Source organism: Streptomyces sp. NBC_00080, from assembly GCF_045041255.1.
Lineage (GTDB): Bacteria > Actinomycetota > Actinomycetes > Streptomycetales > Streptomycetaceae > Streptomyces > Streptomyces coriariae.
Genome location: NZ_CP108235.1, coordinates 2,023,379 through 2,045,645 on the forward strand (window position 1 = coordinate 2,023,379; position 22,267 = coordinate 2,045,645).

Consider the following 22,267-nt stretch of genomic DNA (forward strand, 5'->3'; position numbering starts at 1 on the left):
ACGGCGGAACAGGTTCTGACGGACGCTCTTTTCGGGACGATGCGGCAAGGGCCGTGACCTGCGGTCCGACCACCTCCGGCCCCTTCGTCGCCTCTGGAGCACTCCATGAACCAACGCGCAGCCGTGCTGTGCGCTGCCGCCGTCGTCGTGGCCGGGACGGTCACCGCCGTGCCCGCCGCCGCGACCCCTTCACCCTCCACGGAGCCCGCCCGCGCGGCGGCGCTCTCCTGGAAGAACTGCGGCACCACCGGGCAGCCGACGCTCCAGTGCGCGTCCCTGAAGGTGCCGCTCGACCACGCGCAGCCGAGCGGGGAGCGGATCACGCTGGCGCTCTCCCGCGTCCCGCACACAGCGAAGACGTACCAGGGCCCGCTCCTGGTCAACCCCGGTGGCCCCGGCGGCCGGGGGCTGAGCCTCGCCGGTTTCGTCGCGTCGGCGCTGCCGAAGGCGGTCGCGGCCCAGTACGACGTCATCGGCTTCGACCCGCGCGGGGTGGGCAAGAGCACGCCCGCGCTGGACTGCGCGCCCGGCCACTTCGCGACCGTGCGCCCGGACTCCGTGCCGAGCACCGAGGCGATCGAGGAGGCCAACGTCGCCCGCGCGCGATCCTTCGCGACGGCCTGCGCGAAGAAGTACGCGCGCGTGCTGCCGTACATCGACACGGTCAGTGCCGTGCGGGACATGGACGCGATCCGTGCCGCGGTCGGTGCGCGGCGGCTGAACTACTTCGGCTACTCGTACGGCACCTACCTCGGCGCGGTGTACGCCAAGCTCTACCCGCAGCGGGTACGGCGCCTGGTCCTGGACTCGATCGTCGACCCCACGGGCGTCTGGTACGAGGACAACCTCACCCAGGATCTGGCCTTCAACGACCGGCACCGCGCCCTGATGGCCTGGATCGCCAGGAACGACAAGACGTACAGGCTCGGCTCCGACCCGGAGCAGGTCGAGACCAAGTGGTACGGGATGCGGGCGGCCCTCGCGGGCAAGCCTGCCGACGGCAGGGTGGGCGCCTCGGAGCTGGAGGACACCTTCCTGCCCGGCGGCTACTACAACGGCTACTGGCCGCATCTCGCCGAGGCGTTCGCGGCGTACGTGAACCGCAAGGACGCCGCCCCGCTGGTCGAGGCGTACGAGAACTTCGCCGCCGTCGACGCCGCCGGGGACAACGGCTACAGCGTCTACACCTCGGTGCAGTGCCGGGACGCCTTCTGGCCGCGCGACTGGGACGAGTGGCGCACGGACAACTGGTCGGTGTACGCGAAGGCGCCCTTCATGACCTGGAACAACGCCTGGTACAACGCGCCGTGCGCGTTCTGGCCGACCGGGTCCGTGGGGCCGGTGAACCTCACCAACGGCGAGCTGCCGCCGGCCCTGCTGTTCCAGGCGACGAACGACGCGGCCACCCCGTACGAGGGCGGCGCGACGGTCCACGCGCTGCTGCGCGGTTCGAGCCTCGTCGTCGAGGAGGGCGGCCAGAACCACGGCATCACGCTGAGCGGGAACACCTGCCTGGACAAGCACCTGGCGGCGTACCTGGCCGACGGCACGGTGCCGCGCGGGACCGGCGGGGTCGACGCGGTGTGCAAGGCGCAGCCCGACCCGAAGCCGTCGGCCTCGAAGGCCGCCTCACCCGCCGCCCACGGCTCGACGCTGCACGGGCTGCTGGGGTTCCGTGGCTGAGCGGTGATCACCGACCCGTCGGGGGTGTTGTCGGACCCGTGGTCCACCATGGACGCATGAGCGAACCGACCAGGATTCCCGCCCCCGACGGAGTCGCCGCCGCGGCCCAGTACTCGCACGTCGTCATGGGCACCGGCCGTTTCGTGGCCGTCGCCGGTCAGCTCCCGCTCGACGAACACCGCAGACTGGTCGGCGAGGGCGACCCGCAGGCCCAGGCCCGCCAGGTCTTCGAGAACCTGCGCCGCTGCCTCGCCGCGGCCGGCGCGGGCTTCGACCACGTCGTCAAACTCACCTATTTCGTCACGGACATGGCCCACATGCCGGCGATCCGCGCGGCCCGCGCCGCCCACATACCCGACGACCGCCTCCCCGCCGCCTCGGCCGTCCAGGTCGCCGCCCTGGTCCACCCGGACTTCCTGATGGAGATCGAGGCGTTCGCGGTGGTGGGCGACTGACCCCGCCGACCGGCCCCGCCGGCGGAGCCCGCACGCGGGTGCCGGAGCGGCTGTGGAGGGGCCGTCATCCGTGGTTCCGGGTCAGATCGCGGGGTCGGCGTACGTGTGGAACCGCAGGTACAGACCGATGTCCGCGGGCAGGTCCTGCGAGATCGTCCGGTAGCTGCACAACTCCTGCAACTGCCCGGCGCCCTCCGGCAGCTCCGCCGTCAACCGCCGCAGAACCTCGGCGTGCGGACGCGGGTCGATCCCCTCCAGCTCCATGAGCCGGGCGATGCGTACGGCCGCCTCCGCGTCGGTGCGGGTGTTGTTCGGCAGCCGCAGGTAGACGTTGGCCTCCTCGGGGCCGGGCACGCCCTCCCGGAAGGCCAGGCAGGTCATCGGCTCGTTGCTCACGACGCCGCCGTCCCGCCCGTAGATCACGGTGCGCGCCCGGGCCACCCGGGCCGGGTCGTGGCGGTGCGCCAAGGCCGCCACGGTGTCCAGCTCGTCCATCGGCATGGGGAGGTGCCGGAAGTAGACCTTCACCCGGGAGGTGCCCCCGCCGTCCAGATCGAGGGCCATGAGCTCCAACTCGTGCCCCCGACGGGCCAGTTCCTCGCCGCGCCGCGCCACCGGTTCCCAGGCGTCCGCCAGGCCCAGCCGGTGCATGGCTTGCGTCATGACGTCGTACGCGCGGTCCAGGCCGTGCGCCTGCGGGTTGAGGTAGACCTTGTAGTGGGGCCGCTCCCCCGGCTGCCAGGCCATGGAGTGCCAGATGGTGGCCCGGTAGCGATCGGGGGCGGACGTGAGGAACAGGTCCTCGACATCCAGGTATCGCGCGATGTCCGTCCCGGGTCGCCCGGCGAGTCTTCGCGTCAGCTCGCGGCCGGCCTCCTGGCACCCGAGCGGGGTGCCGTCGGAGCCGAGCGACTCGAACAGGATGCGGACCTCGGGCCGGCCGGCCTTCCAACTGATGGAGAGTTCGGCGGGGAAACCGTCGGCCGAGACGAACGAAGGCGGATCGCATCGCGTTCCCATGGGCCGCTCGCCCCACGGGTGGAGTGCCTCCCGCAGGTCCTGGAGCACACTCTCCGTCTCCCACCGGTCTGTTCCCAGACCCCCGCAGACCGCCGACCACTTGTCTTCCAGGAACTGCCCGAATGTCTTGGTCGGATCTTGCGGCGATCTCAGGACTGATATCTCGTCAGGCAGTTGTGTGCTGGTCACGGCCTATACCCTCCACAGCCGGACTGATCCGGCTCGTCCGCGGTCACTTCGGCAGCAGCCCGACGGGCGCGCCACCCCTCTGCAGTCCGGCGGAAGGCGATCTTCCCATCGCGAAGATATTCGAATCTCGAACTAATGGACGACAGGCCGTCATGCCTGAGCGCGCCCGGATTCCGCGTGCGTGCGGACCGCGGACGCCGGGTCGGGCGCCGGACGCGGCGTCCGACGCGGCGTCCGCGGTCCGGCGGCGGCTCAGCGCTGCTTGGGAATCCGCGCCAGCGCGTGTACGGCCGCCTCCGCCAGTGCCGGGTGGGCCAGGGCGTCGTTGAGTACCGGTCGGGCGCGGCCGTCGGCCAGGACGCCCAGTCCATCCACGCAGGCGAGGGCGACGCGGCGGTGGGGGTCGTGCGGGCTCAGGCGTCGCCGCAGGGTCGTGATCAGCGCGGGTACGGACTCGGGTGCGCGCAGTTCCACGAGCAGCCGGACGGGGTGCAGGGCGTAGGCGACACGCAGTTCGTTGGTGGCCAGGGCGGCCGCGGCGCGGGCGGTGCGGGGATCGTCGAGCCGGGCCAGCGCGTGGGCGGCGGAGGCGCAGCGCGGCGGATCCCGGTGGTTGAGCAGCAGGACGAGCGCCTCGAAGGCGCGCCGGTCCCCGGCGCAGCCCAGCCGGAACGCGGCCAGCTCGCGGGCCCAGAGGGGCTGCCCCGACTCGGTGAGCACGCCCGCCAGTTCGTCGTGGTCCGCGGTACGCTCCAGCTGCTCGTAGGCCGCCGTCGCGCCGGACTCGCGCCGTAAGCGCTCCGTGAGTGATCGCAACTCTTCGTCCATGTGCCGAGCGTAGGGGCTGCGCTGCGCGCGGAGGCGCGAACCGGGCACTCGGCCCGCCCGGCCGGGTGGGGACGTTCGAGCGAAACAGGTCACAGTCCCTGGGGCTGGCGCGCTCGTTACCCACCGGTTAAGCTCATACGAGCGAGTCAATCACTCGCTTCACCTCCTCGTGGTGGCCTGGTGACGCAGTCGCCGCGAGAAGTCGGTTCGGTACCACCTGTACCGCTGTACGACCCGGCCTCGGGACAGGGCCGGTCGGATCTCCCGTTCGCTCCGGGCGTGTGCGCGCCCTCGGCGACGGCACCGGGCGTGTGCGCTCGTCAGCCCGGCAACACCCGCAAATCCTTCACCGCACCCGGTGCGCCCGGGCCTCGCAGAGGCCGCTCGGCGCACCCGGGGGCGTTCCCAGTCGTCACCTCATTTCTGGAGTCCCGCGATGGTCGCTCCCCTGTCCGACACCCCTCTGTCCCCGCTCCGGACGATCGCCGTCATCGGCCTCGGCACCATGGGCACCGGCATCACCGAGGTCCTGGCGAAGGCCGGGCGCGAGGTGATCGGCATCGACATCAGCGAGGCCCAGGCCGCGCGGTCCCTCGCCGCGGTGGAGGCCTCCACCGCCCGCGCCGTGCAGCGCGGCCGGCTCACCGAGCAGGAGCGCACCGCGATCCTGGCCCGGGTCCGCGTCTCCACCGACCTGCGCACGGCGGCCGACGCCGACCTCGTCATCGAGGTGGCGCCGGAGTCGTACGAGATCAAGCAGCAGATCTTCCGCGAGCTGGACGGGCTGGTGCGGCCCGAGACCATCCTCGCCACCGGCACCAACGCGCTCTCCGTGACCCGGCTCGCCGCCGACTCGGCGCGTCCGGAGCGGGTGTTGGGCCTGCACTTCTTCAACCCGGCGCCGGCCATGAAGCTGGTCGAGGTCGTCTCCTCGGTGCTGACCGCGCCCACCGCCGTCACCGCCGTCACCAACCTCGCCCTCGACCTCGGCAAGGAGCCGGTCGCGGTCGGCGACCGCCCCGGCTTCGTCGCCGACGGCCTGCTGTTCGGCTACCTCAACCAGGCCGCCGCGATGTACGAGGCCCGGTACGCCTCCCGTGAGGACATCGACGCCGCGATGCGGCTGGGCTGCGGACTGCCGATGGGCCCGCTCGCCCTGCTCGACCTGATCGGCGTGGACACGGCCCGTACGGTCCTGGAGGCCATGTACGCCGAGTCCCACGACCGGCTGCACGCCCCCGCGCCGATCCTCAAGCAGCTCAGCGAGGCGGGCCTGACCGGCCGTAAGTCGGGCCGCGGCTTTTACACCTACGACGCCCCGAACAGCGCGACGGTCGTCCCGGACGCGCTGACACCCCTGTCCGGCGACGGCGGGGCCCCCGGCCGGCCGGTCCGCTCGGTCGGTGTCGCCGGCTCCGGCACCATGGCCTCCGGTATCGCCGAGGTCTTCGCCAAGGCCGGTTACGACGTCGTCCTCGCCGCCCGCAGCGAGGAGAAGGCGCAGACCGCCAAGGCGCGGATCGGCAAGTCGCTGTCCCGCTCGGTCGACAAGGGCCGGCTGACCGCCGAGGCCGCCGCGCAGATCCTGGACCGGATCACCCCGGCCGGCTCCTACGACGCCTTCGCCGACGTCGACCTCGCGCTCGAGGCGGTCGCCGAGGACCTGGAGGTCAAGCAGCAGCTGTTCGCGACCCTGGACAAGGTCTGCAAGCCCGGCGCGGTCCTCGCCACGACGACCTCCTCGCTGCCGGTGGTCGCCTGCGCCCGCGCCACCTCGCGCCCGCAGGACGTGATCGGGATGCACTTCTTCAACCCGGCGCCCGCGATGAAGCTGGTCGAGGTCGTGCGTACGGTGCTGACGGCCGACGACGTCCACGCGACGGTCCGCGAGGTCTGCGGGCGGATCAAGAAGCACGCGGTGGACTGCGGGGACCGCGCGGGCTTCATCGTGAACGCGCTGCTCTTCCCGTACCTCAACAACGCGATCAAGATGGTCCAGGAGCACTACGCGTCCCTCGACGACATCGACGCGGCGATGAAGCTGGGCGGCGGCTACCCGATGGGCCCCTTCGAGCTGCTGGACGTCGTCGGACTCGACGTCTCCCTGGCGATCGAGAAGGTGCTGCACCGCGAGTTCCGGGACCCGGGACTGGCCCCGGCCCCGCTCCTGGAGCACCTGGTGGCCGCGGGCTGCCTCGGCCGCAAGACCGGCCGCGGCTTCCGCGAATATGCCCGCCGCTGACGGTATCGGCGACCGGCTCCGCACGGACGAGGACTGGGGCGGGCTGCTCGACCCCGCCCTCGGGCCCCCGCCCGCCGAGGGCGGGGGATACCCCGGACAGGCGCACCGAGCTGCGCACATGCAGTACGTTCGGGTCATGCCCCAGCCCGCCAGGTCCTCACGTACACCAGCCACGCCCGACGCGCCGGAGAGCGCCGCGGGCAGCCGCGCGGCGGCCCAGCGACTCAAGATGCGCCGAGAACTGGCGGCGGCGGCGATGGAGCTGTTCGCGACCAAGGGGTACGAGGCGACCACCGTCGACGAGATCGCGGCCGCGGCCGGAGTCGCCCGCCGGACCTTCTTCCGCCACTTCCGCTCCAAGGAAGAGGCGATCTTCCCCGACCACGACGACACCCTGATCCGGGCGGAGGCCGTGCTCAACGCGGCCCCGGCGCACGAGCATCCGCTCGACACGGTGTGCCGTGGGATCAAGGAGGTCATGAAGATGTACGCGGCCCGGCCGGAGATCTCGGTCGCCCGCTACAAGCTGACGCGTGAGGTGCCCACGCTGCGCGAGGCGGAGATCGCGTCGGTGGCCCGCTACGAGCGCCTCTTCACCCGCTACCTCCTCGGGCACTTCGACGAGCACGCCCACGACGACGACGCCAACGACGATCCGCTGCTCGCCGAGGTCGCCGCCTCCGCCGTGGTCACCGCCCACAACCACGTGCTGCGGCGCTGGCTCAGAGCCGGCGGCCAGGGCGACGTCGAGACCCAGCTCGACCATGCCTTCGCGATCGTGCGGAAGACGTTCGGGACGGGTATCGGAGCCGGCCGCAGCAGCGCCGGCGCCCCTCAGCCGGCCCCGGCGGCGGTCTCCGCCCAGGGCGAGGTCCTGGTGACGGTCGCCCGTACCGACGCCTCGCTGGACGAGGTCATGCGCACCATCGAGCAGGCTCTCAAGGAGCGCTGAGCACCCCTCGGAACCCCTTTCACGCTGTGACGACGGCCACCCCACCGGGTGGCCGTTTTGGCATGTCAGAGGCCCTTTTCGCGCACATTTCAGAGCCCGTTCGATCGATCATCGCTCATTTGTTACGTAAAGATTTCAGCTGAGACCAAGTTCTGGCACTCAGTGCCTTGCGGGGTGACACGCGGTGTCATACGTTGAAGGTGTCCGGGCGGCCGGCGTGCAGAGACCTTTCGTACGTCGGCTGTCCCCGCAAGCTCATGGTTTGCGCGCCCGGACGCCTGCGTCACAGGCAACCTCCCGCGCCACAAAGCGCTGCCGAACAGCACATCCGCCGAACCGACGGCACGTACACCCCCAACCCTCAGCAGCAACCGACGTAACCCTCAGCGCCCCGCCCTCAGGGCGCTCACCGCCGGAGGCAACACCGTGACCATGCAGAAGATCCTGGACGCGATCCAGTCGCCGGACTCGACACCGGACGACTTCGCCGCTCTGCCGCTCCCCGAGTCCTACCGCGCGATCACCGTGCACAAGGACGAGGCGGAGATGTTCGCCGGCCTCGAGAGCCGCGACAAGGACCCCCGCAAGTCCCTCCACCTGGACGAGGTGGCCCTGCCCGAGCTCGGTCCGGGCGAGGCCCTGGTGGCCGTCATGGCCTCCTCGGTCAACTACAACTCCGTGTGGACCTCGATCTTCGAGCCGGTGTCGACGTTCTCCTTCCTGGAGCGCTACGGCAGGCTCAGCGAGCTCACCAAGCGGCACGACCTGCCGTACCACGTCATCGGCTCCGACCTCGCGGGCGTCGTCCTGCGCACCGGCCCGGGCGTCAACGCCTGGAAGCCGGGCGACGAGGTCGTCGCGCACTGTCTGTCCGTGGAGCTGGAGTCGTCGGACGGCCACAACGACACGATGCTCGACCCCGAGCAGCGCATCTGGGGCTTCGAGACCAACTTCGGCGGCCTCGCGGAGATCGCCCTGGTCAAGTCCAACCAGCTGATGCCGAAGCCGGACCACCTGTCGTGGGAGGAGGCGGCGGCCCCCGGCCTCGTCAACTCCACCGCCTACCGGCAGCTCGTCTCCCGCAACGGCGCCGGCATGAAGCAGGGCGACAACGTCCTGATCTGGGGCGCCAGCGGCGGACTCGGCAGCTACGCCACGCAGTTCGCGCTGGCCGGCGGCGCCAACCCGATCTGTGTCGTCTCCTCCCCCGAGAAGGCCGACATCTGCCGGGCCATGGGCGCCGAGGCGGTCATCGACCGCAACGCCGAGGGCTACAAGTTCTGGAAGGACGAGCGGACCCAGGACCCGAAGGAGTGGAAGCGCTTCGGCAAGCGCATCCGCGAGTTCACCGGCGGCGAGGACATCGACATCGTCTTCGAGCACCCCGGTCGCGAGACCTTCGGCGCCTCGGTCTACGTCACCCGCAAGGGCGGCACCATCACCACCTGCGCCTCGACCTCCGGCTACATGCACGAGTACGACAACCGCTACCTGTGGATGTCCCTGAAGCGGATCATCGGCTCGCACTTCGCCAACTACCGGGAGGCCTGGGAGGCCAACCGGCTGATCGCGAAGGGCAAGATCCACCCGACGCTGTCGAAGGTCTACTCGCTGGAGGAGACCGGCCAGGCCGCCTACGACGTGCACCGCAACCTCCACCAGGGCAAGGTCGGCGTTCTCGCGCTGGCCCCCGAGGAGGGTCTGGGTGTGCGCGACGAGGAGAAGCGCGCCCAGCACATCGACGCCATCAACCGCTTCCGCAACATCTGAGACACCCGGGGTCATAGATGACTGAGCGTCAGAAGGACCGGCCGTGGCTCATGCGCACGTACGCCGGTCACTCCACGGCCGAGGCGTCCAACGAGCTGTACCGGCGCAACCTCGCCAAGGGCCAGACGGGTCTGTCGGTCGCGTTCGACCTGCCCACCCAGACCGGCTACGACTCCGACCACGTCCTCGCCCGCGGCGAGGTCGGCCGGGTCGGCGTGCCGGTGGCCCATCTCGGTGACATGCGCAGGCTGTTCCAGGACATCCCCCTGGAGCAGATGAACACCTCGATGACGATCAACGCCACCGCCATGTGGCTGCTGGCGCTCTATCAGGTCGTCGCCGAGGAGCAGGGCGCGGACATCACCCTGCTCCAGGGCACGACCCAGAACGACATCGTCAAGGAGTACCTGTCCCGGGGCACGCACGTGTTCCCGCCGGGGCCGAGCCTGCGTCTCACCACGGACATGATCGCGTACACGGTCTCCCACATCCCGAAGTGGAACCCGATCAACATCTGCAGCTACCACCTGCAGGAGGCCGGGGCCACGCCGGTCCAGGAGATCGCCTACGCGATGTCCACGGCGATCGCCGTGCTGGACGCCGTCCGCGACTCCGGACAGGTGCCGGCCGAGAAGTTCGGCGAGGTCGTCGCCCGTATCTCCTTCTTCGTCAACGCGGGCGTCCGCTTCGTGGAGGAGATGTGCAAGATGCGCGCCTTCGGCCGCATCTGGGACCGGATCACCCTCGAGCGCTACGGCATCGAGAACGCCAAGCAGCGCCGCTTCCGCTACGGCGTCCAGGTCAACTCCCTGGGGCTGACGGAGGCGCAGCCGGAGAACAACGTCCAGCGGATCGTCCTCGAGATGCTCGCCGTGACGCTGTCCAAGGACGCACGCGCGCGTGCCGTGCAGCTGCCCGCCTGGAACGAGGCCCTCGGCCTGCCCCGCCCCTGGGACCAGCAGTGGTCGCTGCGCATCCAGCAGGTGCTCGCCCTGGAGAGCGACCTGCTGGAGTACGAGGACATCTTCGAGGGCTCGAAGGTCATCGAGGCCAAGGTGGGCGAGCTGGTCGAGGCGTCCCTCACGGAGATCGAGCGCATCCAGGAGATGGGCGGCGCGATGGCCGCCGTCGAGTCCGGCTACCTCAAGTCGCAGCTCGTCTCCTCGCACGCCGAGCGCCGGGCCCGGATCGAGTCCGGGCAGGAGAAGATCATCGGCGTCAACGTCTTCGAGACGACCGAGCCCAACCCGCTCACCGCGGATCTCGACACGGCCATCCAGACGGTCGATCCGGCGGTCGAGGCCCGGGTCATCGCCTCCCTGGAGAACTGGCGCGACACGCGCTACCAGCCGCCCTTCAACCACCCGCGCCCGTGCAAGGCGCTGGAGAAGTTGAAGGAGGCCGCGAAGGGCACCGCCAACCTCATGGAGGCCACCCTGGAGTGCGCCCGGGCCGGCGTCACCACCGGCGAGTGGGCCGGGGCGCTGCGCGAGGTCTTCGGCGAGTTCCGCGCCCCGACCGGGGTGTCGTCGGCGCCGGTGGCCGTCCCGGCCGAGGAGGGCTCGGCCATGGCCGACGTCCGCCGCCGGGTCGATGTGACCGCGAAGGACATGGGCGTCGGCAAGCTGCGCTTCCTGGTCGGCAAGCCGGGCCTGGACGGGCACTCCAACGGCGCCGAGCAGATAGCCGTCCGCGCGCGGGACGCCGGCTTCGAGGTGGTCTACCAGGGCATCCGGCTGACGCCCGAGCAGATCGTGGACGCCGCGCTGGAGGAGGACGTGCACGCCGTCGGCCTGTCCATCCTCTCCGGCTCGCACGCCCAGCTGGTGCCTGACGTCCTCGAACGGCTGCGTGTGGCCGGTGCCACAGACATCCCGGTGATCGCCGGTGGCATCATCCCGAATGGAGACGCCGAACAGCTCAGGGCTGCCGGCGTGGCCGCGGTCTTCACCCCGAAGGACTTCGACATCACCGGAATCATCGGCCGCATCGTCGACGAGATCCGGAAAGCGAACAAGCTCGACCCCCTGGAGGTCCCCGCATGACCGTCAACCGTCTGCGTCCCCGCCGCTCGTGTCTCGCGGTCCCGGGCAGCAACCCCCGCTTCCTCGAGAAGGCGCAGGGTCTCCCGGCGGACCAGGTCTTCCTCGACCTCGAGGACGCGTGCGCGCCGCTCGCCAAGCCCGAGGCGCGGCACACCATCGTCAAGTTCCTCAACGAGGGCGACTGGACGGGCAAGACGAGGGTGGTCCGGGTCAACGACTGGACGACCGAGTGGACGTACCGCGACGTCGTGACGGTGGTCGAGGGTGCCGGACCCAACCTCGACTGCATCATGCTGCCGAAGGTGCAGAGCGCCCAGCAGGTCGTCGCGCTGGACCTGCTCCTGACGCAGATCGAGAAGACCATGGGCTTCGAGGTCGGCCGCATCGGCATCGAGGCGCAGATCGAGAACGCGCAGGGCCTCAACAACGTCAACGAGATCGCCACGGCTTCCCAGCGCGTCGAGACGATCATCTTCGGCCCGGCCGACTTCATGGCGTCGATCAACATGAAGTCGCTGGTCGTGGGCGAGCAGCCGCCCGGCTACCCGGCGGACGCCTACCACTACATCCTCATGAAGATCCTGATGGCCGCCCGCGCCAACGACCTCCAGGCGATCGACGGCCCCTACCTCCAGATCCGCAACGTCGACGGCTACCGCGAGGTCGCCGGACGCGCGGCGGCCCTCGGCTTCGACGGCAAGTGGGTGCTGCACCCGGGCCAGGTCGAGGCGTCCAACGAGATCTTCTCGCCGTCGCAGGAGGACTTCGACCACGCCGAGCTGATCCTGGACGCGTACGACTACTACACGTCCGAGGCGGGCGGCAAGAAGGGCTCGGCGATGCTCGGCGACGAGATGATCGACGAGGCCAGCCGCAAGATGGCGCTCGTCATCTCCGGCAAGGGCCGTGCCGCCGGCATGCAGCGCACCAGCAAGTTCGAGATCCCGGAGGGCTGAGCGCCATGCAGTTCGGACGCACCTACGAGGAGTTCGAGGTCGGGGCGACGTACAAGCACTGGCCGGGCAAGACGGTCACGGAGTACGACGACCACCTGTTCTGTCTCCTCACCATGAACCACCACCCGCTCCACATGGACACCAACTACGCGGAGAAGACGACCGACTTCGGCAAGAACGTCGTCGTGGGCAACTACATCTACTCACTGCTGCTCGGCATGTCCGTGCCGGACGTCTCGGGCAAGGCGATCGCCAACCTGGAGATCGAGTCGCTCAGGCACGTGGCGCCGACCTTCCACGGTGACACGGTCTACGGGCAGACGACCGTGCTCGACAAGTGGCCGTCGAAGTCGAAGAACGACCGCGGGATCGTCTACGTCGAGACCAAGGGCTACAAGCAGGACGGCACCCTGGTCTGCGTGTTCCGCCGCAAGGTGATGGTGCCGACCGAGACGTACATCAAGGAGCGCGGCGGCGAGCAGCCGGGCCGCCCGGAGCTGAACGACCCTTCGGAAAAGACGGAGAAGTAGCCATGGCGCGCCTCGCCCAGACCGCCGGTCTGACCGACATCCAGCAGGAGATCCTCTCCACCGTCCGCGACTTCGTGGACAAGGAGATCATCCCGGTCGCGACCGGGCTGGAGCACCGCGACGAGTACCCGCAGCAGATCGTCGACGGCCTCAAGGAGTTGGGCCTGTTCGGCCTGATGATCCCCGAGGAGTACGGCGGTCTGGGCGAGTCGCTCCTGACGTACGCCCTGTGCGTCGAGGAGATCGCCCGCGGGTGGATGTCGGTCTCCGGCATCATCAACACGCACTTCATCGTGGCGTACATGCTCAAGCAGCACGGCACCCAGGAGCAGAAGGACCACTACCTGCCGAGGATGGCGGCCGGCGACATCCGCGGCGCCTTCTCCATGTCGGAGCCGGCTCTCGGCTCGGACGTGTCCGCGATCACGTCGAAGGCGGTGAAGGACGGCGACGAGTACGTCCTCAACGGCCAGAAGATGTGGCTGACGAACGGCGGCACGTCGTCGCTGGTGGCCGTTCTGGTCCGAAGTGACGAAGGACACTCCCCCGAGGAGGCGGCCGCCAAGCCGCACAAGTCGATGACGACCTTCCTGATCGAGAAGGAGCCCGGCTTCGGTGAGGTCCGCCCCGGCCTGACCATCCCGGGCAAGATCGACAAGATGGGGTACAAGGGGGTGGACACCACCGAGATGATCATGGATGGCCTGCGCCTTCCCGCCGATCGCGTGCTCGGCGGGGTCACCGGCCGAGGTTTTTACCAAATGATGGACGGGGTCGAGGTGGGTCGCGTCAATGTCGCGGCCCGTGGTTGCGGCGTCGCCCAGCGTGCCTTCGAGCTGGGCGTCTCGTACGCCCAGCAGCGCCACACCTTCGGCAAGCCGATCGCCCAGCACCAGGCGATCCAGTTCAAGCTCGCCGAGATGGCTACCAAGGTCGAGGCCGCCCATGCCATGATGGTGAACGCCGCACGCAAAAAGGACTCCGGGGAACGAAACGACCTTGAGGCAGGGATGGCGAAGTACCTCGCCTCCGAGTACTGCAAGGAGGTCGTGGAGGATGCCTTCCGGATCCACGGAGGCTACGGCTTCTCCAAGGAGTACGAGATCGAGCGCCTCTACCGCGAGGCCCCGATGCTGCTGATCGGTGAAGGCACCGCAGAAATCCAGAAAATGATCATCGGGCGCAGGTTGCTCGAGGAGTACCGGTTCCAGGGCTGATTGTCCGGGTTGGGGGTGTTTTCTTCGAGAAGAAGATCACACCCCGTCAACTTCCCTCTGCCGTCGACTCGGCTTCCTTGCTTACCCAGTTGTGGCCCCGAACCGCTACGATCGCGGAAAGCCGCCGTCCCCCCCGTCGAAGCGCGGCATCATCCGCTACGAAGGTCATCCATGCCCCACAGCCAAACCTCTGCACACCGCGACAGCCTGGTAGGCGCACGCCTCGCGCGCGGAGCATCGCCGTGGCTTCTGCCGACCGTCGCCACCGCAGCCGTCAGCCTGCTGCGCGCCCGCCGCTCGGGCGCCGCCAAGGCCGTCGCCGTGCCCGCCACCGCTCTCGCGGCGGGCATGCTGTGGTTCTTCCGCGACCCCGAGCGCGAGATCGCCTCGGGCCGGGTCATCTCCCCCGCCGACGGTGTGGTGCAGAGCATCATGCCGTGGAAGGACGGACGCACCCGGGTCGCGATCTTCATGAGCCCGCTCAACGTCCACGTCAACCGCGCGCCGCTGGCGGGCACCGTGACGTCGGTCGAGCACATCCCCGGCGGGTTCGTGCCGGCGTTCAACAAGGAGAGCGAGAACAACGAGCGCGTGGTCTGGCACTTCGACACCGAGCTCGGTGACATCGAGATGATCCAGATCGCCGGAGCCGTCGCCCGCCGCATCGTCCCCTACATCCCCGAGGGCACGAAGGTCGAGCAGGGCGAGCGGATCGGCCTGATCCGCTTCGGTTCGCGTGTCGACATCTACCTCCCCGAGGGCGTGGACGTCGCGGTCGAGGTGGGGCAGAAGACCGTGGCAGGGGTGACTCGCATTGACCGTGATTGACCCGGAGACCCAGGCGGGCTGGGTGCCCGAGGCCGACGAGGTGGACGAAGAGGAGGAGATGCCCCTCTCTCTCCGCCTGTCGATAGCGGACACCCTCACCCTCGGCAACGCAACGTGCGGCTTCATGGCGGTGTACTTCACCACCACCGGCATCCTGATCCCGCACCTCACCGGCAGCCAGGAATCCGGCATGGCCCGCCACAGCGCGGCCACGGCGGTCATCCTGATGCTGTGCGCGGCGGTCTTCGACCTGTTCGACGGCCTGGTCGCACGCAAGCTGCGCTCCTCCCCGATGGGCGCGGAACTGGACAACCTCTCGGACCTGATCAGCTTCGGTCTGGCCCCGGCGTACTTCGTCCTGGTCTACGGCATGGTCGCCGACGACGCCCACCAGCGGGTGGCGGCGGTCGGGGCGATCGTGGTGCTGCTCGCGGTGGTGCTGAGGCTCGCGAGATTCTCGTGCGTCACCGTCAAGGACGGCACCTTCCAGGGCATGCCGTCGCCGTTCGGCGCGCTGACGGTCGTCTCGATCGTGCTCCTCGAGCTGCCGTTCGTCGCCACGCTCATGGCGATCATCGGCACCGCCTGGCTGATGGTGAGCCGGGTCGAGTACCCGAAGCCGCGGGGCCGCCTCGCCGGCGCGATGCTCACCTGGATCGTGCTGTCGATGGGCCTGCTGGCGGCCTGGGCGTTCGACGCCCCGAGCGGTCAGCTCCTGCTCCAGACCGGCTGCGCGCTGCAGCTCGTCATGGGCGCGGTCATCCCCCTGTTCGCCACGGCCCGCCGAGTGAACAACTTCCGCGGCAACCGGCGCGAGGCGCGGGCGGCACAGCTGCCCTGACCCTCGCCCGACCGCTGACGGGTGTGGCCCGGACCTCCATGGTCCGGGCCACACCCGTTTCACGTTCAAGGGCGTCCGAGGTATTGCCCTTGCCTCGTCGACTTGGGCCCAGGAACTCGCGCAGGACGGTTACGACGTCTTCATCATGGATCTCCAGGGGTCCGGCCGCTCGCCACGCCCGAAGGTGATGGACGAGCCCTGCAACGCCAACCCGGCGCAGCAACAGGCGGTCCTCGTCCCCCGTCCGCTTCCGGAACCCTGCGCGGCCCTGCCCCCGTACCCGCACGAGCTGGACAATGCGGAGAGCGAGGCTGCGGAGCTCGAAGCGGTGGTCAAGTACATCAGGGCGGTGCCCGGCCTGGACAAGCCGATTCGATCTGTTCGGCTTCCCCATGCATGTCACCGGCAGGACGGGGTTCAAGTCGTCGCTGGCGAGCACCCCCGCCCTGTGGGAGCCCGGCATCGAGGAGCGTGCGTGGGACGCCTGCGTACAGGACGACCCCCTCGCCGGCAGGCTTCTCGAAGCAGTGGTTCAAGAACAGCAAGGTGGAGGGCCTCGCCAACGGCAGCTGCTTCAGGGAGACCGACGGCGAACTGATCCCCCTGCCGTAGCCCCCGCTCAGCTCAGGAAGTCGCGGCCGATCTGTTCCGCCACCCGCTCCAGGATCGGCCCGGCGTCCGATATACACCGGGCGACGTCCGGTTCGGCGTCCGTCAGCGGATAGGCGCGGCGAATGCCGGCCCGGCCCAGCTCCGCCGGGGGCAGGGCGAGGCGGCCGCAGACGGCGACGACCTCCTTGCCGGCCGCCCGGGCTGCCGCGGCGACGCCCGCGGGGGCCTTGCCGTGCAGGGTCTGTTCGTCCAGCGAGCCCTCGCCGGTGATCACCAGCTCGGCCCGCTCGAGCGCCGGCGCGAAGCCCAGCACGTCGAGCATGACCTCGATGCCTGCGCGGAAGCGGGCGCCGACGAGCAGCGCCCCGTAGCCGATGCCGCCCGCGGCGCCGGCGCCCGGTGCGGCGGCGTACTCCGCCGCCTTCGACCCGAGCGCCGTCTCCAGTACCTCCGCGTAATGGGTGAGCGCCGCGTCCAGCGTCTCGACGTCGTCCGGCGAGGCGCCCTTCTGCGGGCCGTACACCGCCGGTGCGCCCTTGGGGCCGGTCAGCGGGTTGTCGACGTCGCTCGCCAGGACCAGTTCCACGGAGGCCAGCCGGGGATCCAGCTTCGACAGGTCTGCGCGGGCCAGCTCCGCGAGACCGCCGCCGCCGGGGGACACCGGCTCGCCGTCCTCGTCGAGGAACCGCGCGCCGAGCGCGGACAGCATGCCCGCGCCGCCGTCCGTGGTGGCGCTGCCGCCGACCCCGAAGACGATCGTCCGCACGCCCGCGTCCAGCGCGGCCCGCAACAGCTCGCCCGAGCCGTAGGTCGACGCCGTGAGGGGCGCGAAGACGCCGGCCGGGAGCCGCTGCAGGCCGCTCGCCTCCGCCATCTCCACGACCGCGGTGTCGCCGCGTACCGCGAACGCGGCGGTCACCTCCTGCCCGAGAGGCCCGGCGACCCGCACCTCCCGGCGTTCGAAGCCCGCCGCGACCGCCGCGGCAACGGTTCCGTCACCGCCGTCGGCGACGGGCAGGGCCTCCACCTCGAGGTCCGCCACGACCCGGCGCAGCCCGGCCGTCACCCGCTCGGCGACCTCCACGGCCGTCAGCGAGCCCTTGAACTTGTCCGCGGCCACGAGCACCCGTCGGGTGCCCCGCGCTGGAGCGTCCGTCACCTTGCATCCCCTTGCTCTCCGGGCCCCGCGCACGTAGGGGCCAGTCGCGCCGCTGCGACCTTAACCGGAAGGCGCCCCCGCCGTCATGCGGTGCCCGGACCCTGGAACAACCCTGAGCGGCGGCTGTGGGCCGTCGCAGCCCTCGCGGGTGTCACCGGAATCGGGTAGACCGGACCCATGACCCCTGTGGACGGCGAGCCGGAGCTCGCCGACCGCGTCCTCGGGGGCTGGCTGGGCCGGATCGCGGGCAACATGCTCGGCAAGCCGGTCGAGCAGGGCGACCTGTGGACGCGCGAGCGCATCGACCGCTATCTGCGGCGGGCCGCGGCCCTGCCGCTCACCGACTACCTGCCCGAGCCGGCCACCGAGGAGGACGGCCTGCGGCTGCGCCCGGAGTGGCGGGAGTGTGTGCGCGGCCGCATCCACGGCAGCTGCCGCGACGACGACGTCGACTACGCGATCCTCGGTCTCGACCTCCTGGAGACCCACGGCTTCGGCTTCAGTACCGAACAGGTCGGCGACCTGTGGCTGCTGCGGCTGCCGTACCTGCAGACGTTCACCGCCGAGCGGGCCGCCTACCGCAACCTGACGGCCGGGCTGAAGCCGCCGCTGACGGCGACCTACGACAACCCGTACCAGGAGTGGATCGGCGCCCTGATCCGCGCCGACGTCTACGGCTGGACCTGCCCGGGACTCCCCCGCCGCGCCGCCTCCCTCGCCCGCCGGGACGCGGTGCTCTCGCACACCGGCAACGGCGTGTACGGCGCGATGTTCGCGGCCGCGCTGATCTCGGCGGCGTTCACCGCGCCGACGGTGCGCCACGCGCTCGACGAGGCGCTGGCCGTCGTCCCGGCGAGCAGCCGGCTCGCCCGGACCGTGCGCCGGGTCGCCTCCCTTCACGACACCCGCATGACCTGGGAGGACACGCTCGCCACGGTGAGCGAGGAGACGGCGGGCCTGGGCTGGATCCACACCGTCCCGAACGCCGCCGTCCTCACCGCCGGGCTGCTGTACGGCGACGGCGACTTCACCCGGACCGTCACGCTCACCGTGCGCGGCGGCCTGGACACCGACTCCAACGGCGCGACGGCGGGTTCGGTGGCCGGTGTCCTGACCGGCGCCTCGGCGATCCCGCCGCAGTGGACGGAGCCGCTGGAGGACACCGTGCGCAGCGCGGTGTTCGGCTTCGACGGCGCCCGCATCAGCGAGCTGGCGCGACGGACGCTGCGGCTGGTCGGGGAGCGGGACCGCCCGGCGGAGATCTGAGCCGGTCCGCGACCGGCCCGGCACCCCTTGGCGGCATCCCTTCACCGGCCGCCCGTACGCTCGCCGCCCTTACGCTTGCCGGATGAGCCTCCCCGGCACGCCCGACTTCGCGGCGTACATCGCCTCCCTGCCCCGTGTCCTGGCCGGCGCCGCCGCGATCTTCCGGGACGCCGGGGGGCGGGTCCTGCTCGTCGAGCCCAACTACCGGGCGGGTTGGGCGCTGCCGGGCGGCACGATCGAGTCCGACACCGGCGAGAGCCCCCGGCAGGCCGCGCGCCGCGAGACGCTCGAGGAGATCGGTCTCGACCGCGAGCCCGGCCGGCTGCTCGCGGTGGACTGGGTGCTCGGCCCGGACCGGCCGCCGCTGATGGCGTACGTGTACGACGGCGGGGTCCTCGACGCGGACGACCGCAAGGCGATCCGGCTCCAGGAGTCGGAGTTGCTGTCCTGGCGGCTCGTCCCGCGCGAGGAGCTCACCGACTACCTGCCGGGCGCCCTGGGCCACCGGGTCCTGGCCGCCCTGGACGCACTCGCGGACGGCTCGACCACGGCGGAACTGGAGAACGGCCGTCCCGCCCGCTGACCCTCGGCCCGCCGGCCCCGGCCCGCTCAGCCCTCGACGTCGCGCGGCCTGCCGTCCACCTCGCGCAGGGCCTCGTCCCGGACGGCGGTCCTGGCCTCCGTGCGATGGCCGCGCTCGATGTAGTCGCGCACGACCAGTTCGACGGCGTCCTGGGGGTTGCCCACACCGGAGAGCACCATGACTTCGACGACGAGTTCGGCGTCGAGCGAGACAGCGACCTTGGCCATGCGGGGACGGTAACACCGGCCGGGGCGCCGCGATATACGCTCGCGGCCTCCCTCCTCCCGGCCCTACGCTCGCACACATGAGCAAGCCTCTCGTCGCCATCCTCAGCGGGGCCGGTGTCTCCACGGACTCCGGCATCCCCGACTACCGCGGTCCCCAGGGGCTGTGGCGGCAGGATCCCGAGGCGGAGAAGCTCGTCACGTACGAGTACTACATGGGCGATCCGCAGATCCGGCGGCGCTCCTGGCAGATGCGGCGCAAGAACCAGGCGCTGGAGGCCGAGCCGAACGCCGCGCACCTGGCCGTCGCCGAGCTGGAGCGGTCCGGGGTGCCGGTGCGGGTGATCACACAGAACGTGGACGGGCTGCACCAGCTCGCCGGGATGCCCGTGCGCAAGGTGCTCGAACTGCACGGCAGCGCGCGGAGTGTGCTGTGCACGCGGTGCCACGCCAGGGGGCCGATGGAGGACGCGCTGGCGCGGGTCGAGGCCGGCGATGAGGACCCGGCGTGCCGGGCGTGCGGCGGGATCCTGAAACCGGCCACGGTGATGTTCGGCGAGCGGCTCGACCCGGTGGTGCTGGGCGAGGCCGTCGCCGTCACCAAGGCCTGCCAGGTCTTCGTCGCCGTCGGCACGAGTCTGCGGGTCCAGCCCGCCGCCGGGCTGGCCGGCGTCGCCGCCGACCACGGGGCCCGGCTCGTCATCGTCAACGCCGAGCCGACGCCGTACGACGAGATCGCCGACGACGTCGTCCGGGAGCCGATCGGGACGGCGCTGCCGAGGCTGTTGCGGGAGCTGACGCGGACGGACCTCTGACGGTACGCCCTGTCAGCTCAGGTGGCTCCTGTCACCCCAGGTGAGCGGGTCGTGTCGCCGGGGGCGGTGCCGCCCTCGAAGTCCAGCAGGCGCCGCTTGCGGTCCAGGCCGCCGCCGTAGCCGGTGAGGCCGCCGCCGGCCCCGATCACCCGGTGGCAGGGCACGATGATGCCGATGGGGTTCCTGCCGTTGGCGAGGCCCACCGCGCGGGAGGCGGTCGGATTGCCGAGGGCCTCGGCGAGTTCGCCGTAGGTGCGGGTCTCGCCGTACGGGATCTTCCGCAGTCCGTCCCATACGGAGCGCTGGAACGGGGTTCCGTGCAGGCGGAGTTCGAGGCTGAACTCCCTCAACTCGCCTGAGAAATAGGCTTTCAGCTGCTCCTCCGCGTCCCCGAACAGGGTGTCGTCGCGAGGGCCGAAATTCTCCTCGGGTGGGCGGTGGCGCTGTTCGGTCATGTAGAGGCCGCACAGGACGCCGTCGTCGGCGACGAGCGTGAGAGGACCGTACGGGCTGTCGACGATCGTATGCTGTTTCACTGACGTTCCTTACACGGGGAGGAAGTTGATCGGGTGGCTGTCGGTCGCCCAGAGGTACTGGACGGCGTACGCCCGCCAGGGGCGCCAGCCCGCGGCGCGAGCGGTGAGCGCCGCCGGGGTGGAGGGCAGGCCCAGTTCCTTCGCGGCGCGCCGGATTCCGAGGTCGGTGGGGAGGAAGGCGTCGGGGTCGCCGAGGGCGCGCATCGCGATGACGTCGACCGTCCAGGGCCCGAAGCCGGGCAGCGCGAGCAGGGCGGCGCGCGTCTTCGGCCAGTCGCTCTCCACGCCCAGGTTCATTGTTCCGTCGGCGAGTTGCCCGACAAGGGTGGTGAAGGTGGTGCGGCGGGTGCGGGGCATCGCCAGCGTGTCGGGGTCGACGGCGGCGAGCGCCTCGGCGGTCGGGAAGAGGTGGGTGAGGCCGCCCTCCGGGTCGTCGACCGGTTCACCGTGCGCGGTGACCAGACGGGCCGCGTGGGTGCGGGCGGCCGCCGTGGAGACCTGCTGGCCCAGCACGGCGCGTACGGCGAACTCCGCCTCGTCGACCGTACGGGGCACCCGGCGGCCGGGGGCCTTGTCCACCAGGGGCGCGAGCAGCGGATCCGTGCGCAGCTGGTCGTCGACGGCGACCGGGTCGGCGTCCAGGTCGAGCATGCGCCGGCAGCGGCTGATCGCGACCGTGAGGTCGCGCAGGTCACTGAGGGTGAGGCGGCAGCCGATGTGGTCGGCGTTCGGGGTGAGCGCCACGATGCCGTGCCCGTACGGCAGCCGGAGCGTGCGCCGGAACGCGCCGTCGCGCCACTCCTCGACCCCCGGGACGCCGGTCGCGGCGAGGTGCCCGAAGACGTTGTCCGGGTTGAGCGGGGCCCGGAAGGGCAGGCGCAGGACGAGCGTGCCGGGCGTGGCCGGGCGGGCCGAGGGGCTCTTCCGCGGTACCCGGGCGCGCAGTTCGCTCGGGGAGAGCGCGAAGACCTCGCGCACGGTGTCGTTGAAGGTGCGGATGGAGGCGAAGCCGGACGCGAACGCGGCCTCCGCCATCGGCAGTTCGGTCGTCTCGATGAGCAGGCGAGCGGTCTGCGCGCGCTGTGCACGGGCCAACGCCAGCGGTCCCGCGCCGAGTTCGGCGAGGAGTTGGCGTTCGACCTGGCGGGTGCTGTAGCCGAGGCGGGCCGCGAGTCCGGGCACGCCCTCACGGTCGACGACGCCGTCGGCGATCAGCCGCATGGCGCGGGCGACCAGGTCGGCGCGCTGGTTCCACTCCGGGGAGCCCGGGGTGGTGTCGGGCCGGCAGCGCTTGCAGGCGCGGAAGCCGGCCTGCTGGCAGGCGGCGGCGCTCGGGTGGAAGACCATGTTCTGCGGCTTGGGCGGCACGACGGGGCAGCTGGGCCGGCAGTAGATGCCGGTGGTCAGGACCGCCGTGAAGAACCAGCCGTCGAACCGCGCGTCCTTGGACTGCACGGCGCGCACGCAGCGCTCGCGATCGGTGTACATCCCGTTCTGCATGCGTCCAGCATCGGCC

General features: G+C 70.9%; 21 protein-coding genes. 15 read left to right on the top strand and 6 right to left on the bottom strand.

All coding sequences use genetic code 11. The features are described 5' to 3' along the window. Positions 1-105: 105 nt before the first annotated feature. Complete coding sequence (locus OHU34_RS09015; protein WP_142266883.1) at positions 106-1,683, top strand: alpha/beta hydrolase; 1,578 nt, start codon at positions 106-108, stop codon at positions 1,681-1,683. Between the two features lie 56 nt (positions 1,684-1,739). Then, positions 1,740-2,138, top strand: coding sequence for a RidA family protein (locus OHU34_RS09020; protein ID WP_142266882.1), 399 nt, complete (start codon positions 1,740-1,742; stop codon positions 2,136-2,138). 81 nt (positions 2,139-2,219) lie between these two features. Here the strand turns inward: OHU34_RS09020 and OHU34_RS09025 are convergent, their stop codons facing one another. After that, complete coding sequence (locus OHU34_RS09025) at positions 2,220-3,347, bottom strand: tryptophan dimethylallyltransferase family protein (RefSeq protein ID WP_230194243.1); 1,128 nt, start codon at positions 3,345-3,347, stop codon at positions 2,220-2,222. A gap of 252 nt (positions 3,348-3,599) precedes the next feature. Then, the gene (locus tag OHU34_RS09030; RefSeq protein WP_142266881.1) at positions 3,600-4,175 is read right to left on the bottom strand and encodes an adenylosuccinate lyase; all 576 of its coding nucleotides are present in this window, start codon (positions 4,173-4,175) and stop codon (positions 3,600-3,602) included. Positions 4,176-4,611: 436 nt separating this feature from the next. Here OHU34_RS09030 and OHU34_RS09035 point away from each other — a divergent pair, with 436 nt between their 5' ends. The 10 genes from OHU34_RS09035 (at position 4,612) to OHU34_RS09080 (ending at position 16,168) form a co-directional block, all read left to right on the top strand. Further along, on the top strand, positions 4,612-6,417 hold the full coding sequence (locus OHU34_RS09035) for a 3-hydroxyacyl-CoA dehydrogenase family protein (protein WP_142266880.1): 1,806 nt from the start codon (positions 4,612-4,614) through the stop codon (positions 6,415-6,417). 136 nt (positions 6,418-6,553) lie between these two features. Beyond that, positions 6,554-7,369, top strand: a complete 816-nt coding sequence (locus OHU34_RS09040; protein ID WP_200839964.1) for a TetR family transcriptional regulator — start codon at positions 6,554-6,556, stop codon at positions 7,367-7,369. 432 nt (positions 7,370-7,801) lie between these two features. Beyond that, positions 7,802-9,139, top strand: a complete 1,338-nt coding sequence (ccrA, locus tag OHU34_RS09045) for a crotonyl-CoA carboxylase/reductase (RefSeq protein WP_142268144.1) — start codon at positions 7,802-7,804, stop codon at positions 9,137-9,139. Positions 9,140-9,156: 17 nt separating this feature from the next. Next, entirely contained in the window at positions 9,157-11,184 is a 2,028-nt protein-coding gene (locus OHU34_RS09050; RefSeq protein ID WP_142266878.1) for a protein meaA, read from the top strand. Continuing rightward, positions 11,181-12,140 carry a CoA ester lyase gene (locus OHU34_RS09055; RefSeq protein WP_020125550.1) on the top strand — a complete coding sequence of 320 codons (960 nt, stop codon included), beginning with the start codon at positions 11,181-11,183 and terminating at the stop codon, positions 12,138-12,140. Before OHU34_RS09050 ends, OHU34_RS09055 begins: the two co-directional genes overlap by 4 nt. Before the next feature lie 5 nt (positions 12,141-12,145). Beyond that, positions 12,146-12,670, top strand: coding sequence for a MaoC family dehydratase (locus tag OHU34_RS09060; RefSeq protein ID WP_020125549.1), 525 nt, complete (start codon positions 12,146-12,148; stop codon positions 12,668-12,670). Between the two features lie 2 nt (positions 12,671-12,672). Next, positions 12,673-13,887, top strand: a complete 1,215-nt coding sequence (locus OHU34_RS09065) for an acyl-CoA dehydrogenase family protein (protein ID WP_020125548.1) — start codon at positions 12,673-12,675, stop codon at positions 13,885-13,887. 171 nt (positions 13,888-14,058) lie between these two features. Further along, positions 14,059-14,715, top strand: a complete 657-nt coding sequence (locus tag OHU34_RS09070) for a phosphatidylserine decarboxylase (protein ID WP_020125547.1) — start codon at positions 14,059-14,061, stop codon at positions 14,713-14,715. A gap of 22 nt (positions 14,716-14,737) precedes the next feature. Then, the gene (pssA, locus tag OHU34_RS09075) at positions 14,738-15,556 is read left to right on the top strand and encodes a CDP-diacylglycerol--serine O-phosphatidyltransferase (RefSeq protein ID WP_142268143.1); all 819 of its coding nucleotides are present in this window, start codon (positions 14,738-14,740) and stop codon (positions 15,554-15,556) included. A gap of 471 nt (positions 15,557-16,027) precedes the next feature. Continuing rightward, complete coding sequence (locus OHU34_RS09080) at positions 16,028-16,168, top strand: hypothetical protein (RefSeq protein WP_405765760.1); 141 nt, start codon at positions 16,028-16,030, stop codon at positions 16,166-16,168. Between the two features lie 7 nt (positions 16,169-16,175). On the opposite strand, the gene OHU34_RS09085 is transcribed toward OHU34_RS09080, so the two are convergent. Next, entirely contained in the window at positions 16,176-17,294 is a 1,119-nt protein-coding gene (locus OHU34_RS09085) for a glycerate kinase (protein ID WP_230194251.1), read from the bottom strand. Positions 17,295-17,504: 210 nt separating this feature from the next. Here OHU34_RS09085 and OHU34_RS09090 point away from each other — a divergent pair, with 210 nt between their 5' ends. Together OHU34_RS09090 and OHU34_RS09095 are read left to right on the top strand one after the other, a co-directional pair. Then, positions 17,505-18,593 carry an ADP-ribosylglycohydrolase family protein gene (locus OHU34_RS09090; RefSeq protein WP_142266877.1) on the top strand — a complete coding sequence of 363 codons (1,089 nt, stop codon included), beginning with the start codon at positions 17,505-17,507 and terminating at the stop codon, positions 18,591-18,593. A gap of 82 nt (positions 18,594-18,675) precedes the next feature. Beyond that, positions 18,676-19,176 (top strand): NUDIX hydrolase, encoded by a 501-nt coding sequence (locus tag OHU34_RS09095; RefSeq protein ID WP_142266876.1) that lies wholly within the window; start codon positions 18,676-18,678, stop codon positions 19,174-19,176. A gap of 26 nt (positions 19,177-19,202) precedes the next feature. Here OHU34_RS09095 and OHU34_RS09100 read toward each other — a convergent pair whose 3' ends face one another. Continuing rightward, a complete protein-coding gene (locus OHU34_RS09100; protein WP_142266875.1) occupies positions 19,203-19,403 on the bottom strand; it encodes a DUF2191 domain-containing protein in 201 nt (66 codons plus the stop codon). 77 nt (positions 19,404-19,480) lie between these two features. Between OHU34_RS09100 and OHU34_RS09105 the strand changes: the two genes are divergently transcribed. Beyond that, a complete protein-coding gene (locus tag OHU34_RS09105) occupies positions 19,481-20,215 on the top strand; it encodes an SIR2 family NAD-dependent protein deacylase (RefSeq protein ID WP_405765762.1) in 735 nt (244 codons plus the stop codon). 17 nt (positions 20,216-20,232) lie between these two features. On the opposite strand, the gene OHU34_RS09110 is transcribed toward OHU34_RS09105, so the two are convergent. Continuing rightward, the gene (locus tag OHU34_RS09110; RefSeq protein ID WP_405765765.1) at positions 20,233-20,751 is read right to left on the bottom strand and encodes a methylated-DNA--[protein]-cysteine S-methyltransferase; all 519 of its coding nucleotides are present in this window, start codon (positions 20,749-20,751) and stop codon (positions 20,233-20,235) included. 9 nt (positions 20,752-20,760) lie between these two features. Beyond that, entirely contained in the window at positions 20,761-22,251 is a 1,491-nt protein-coding gene (locus tag OHU34_RS09115) for an AlkA N-terminal domain-containing protein (RefSeq protein WP_272493536.1), read from the bottom strand. Between the last annotated feature and the right edge of the window lie 16 nt (positions 22,252-22,267).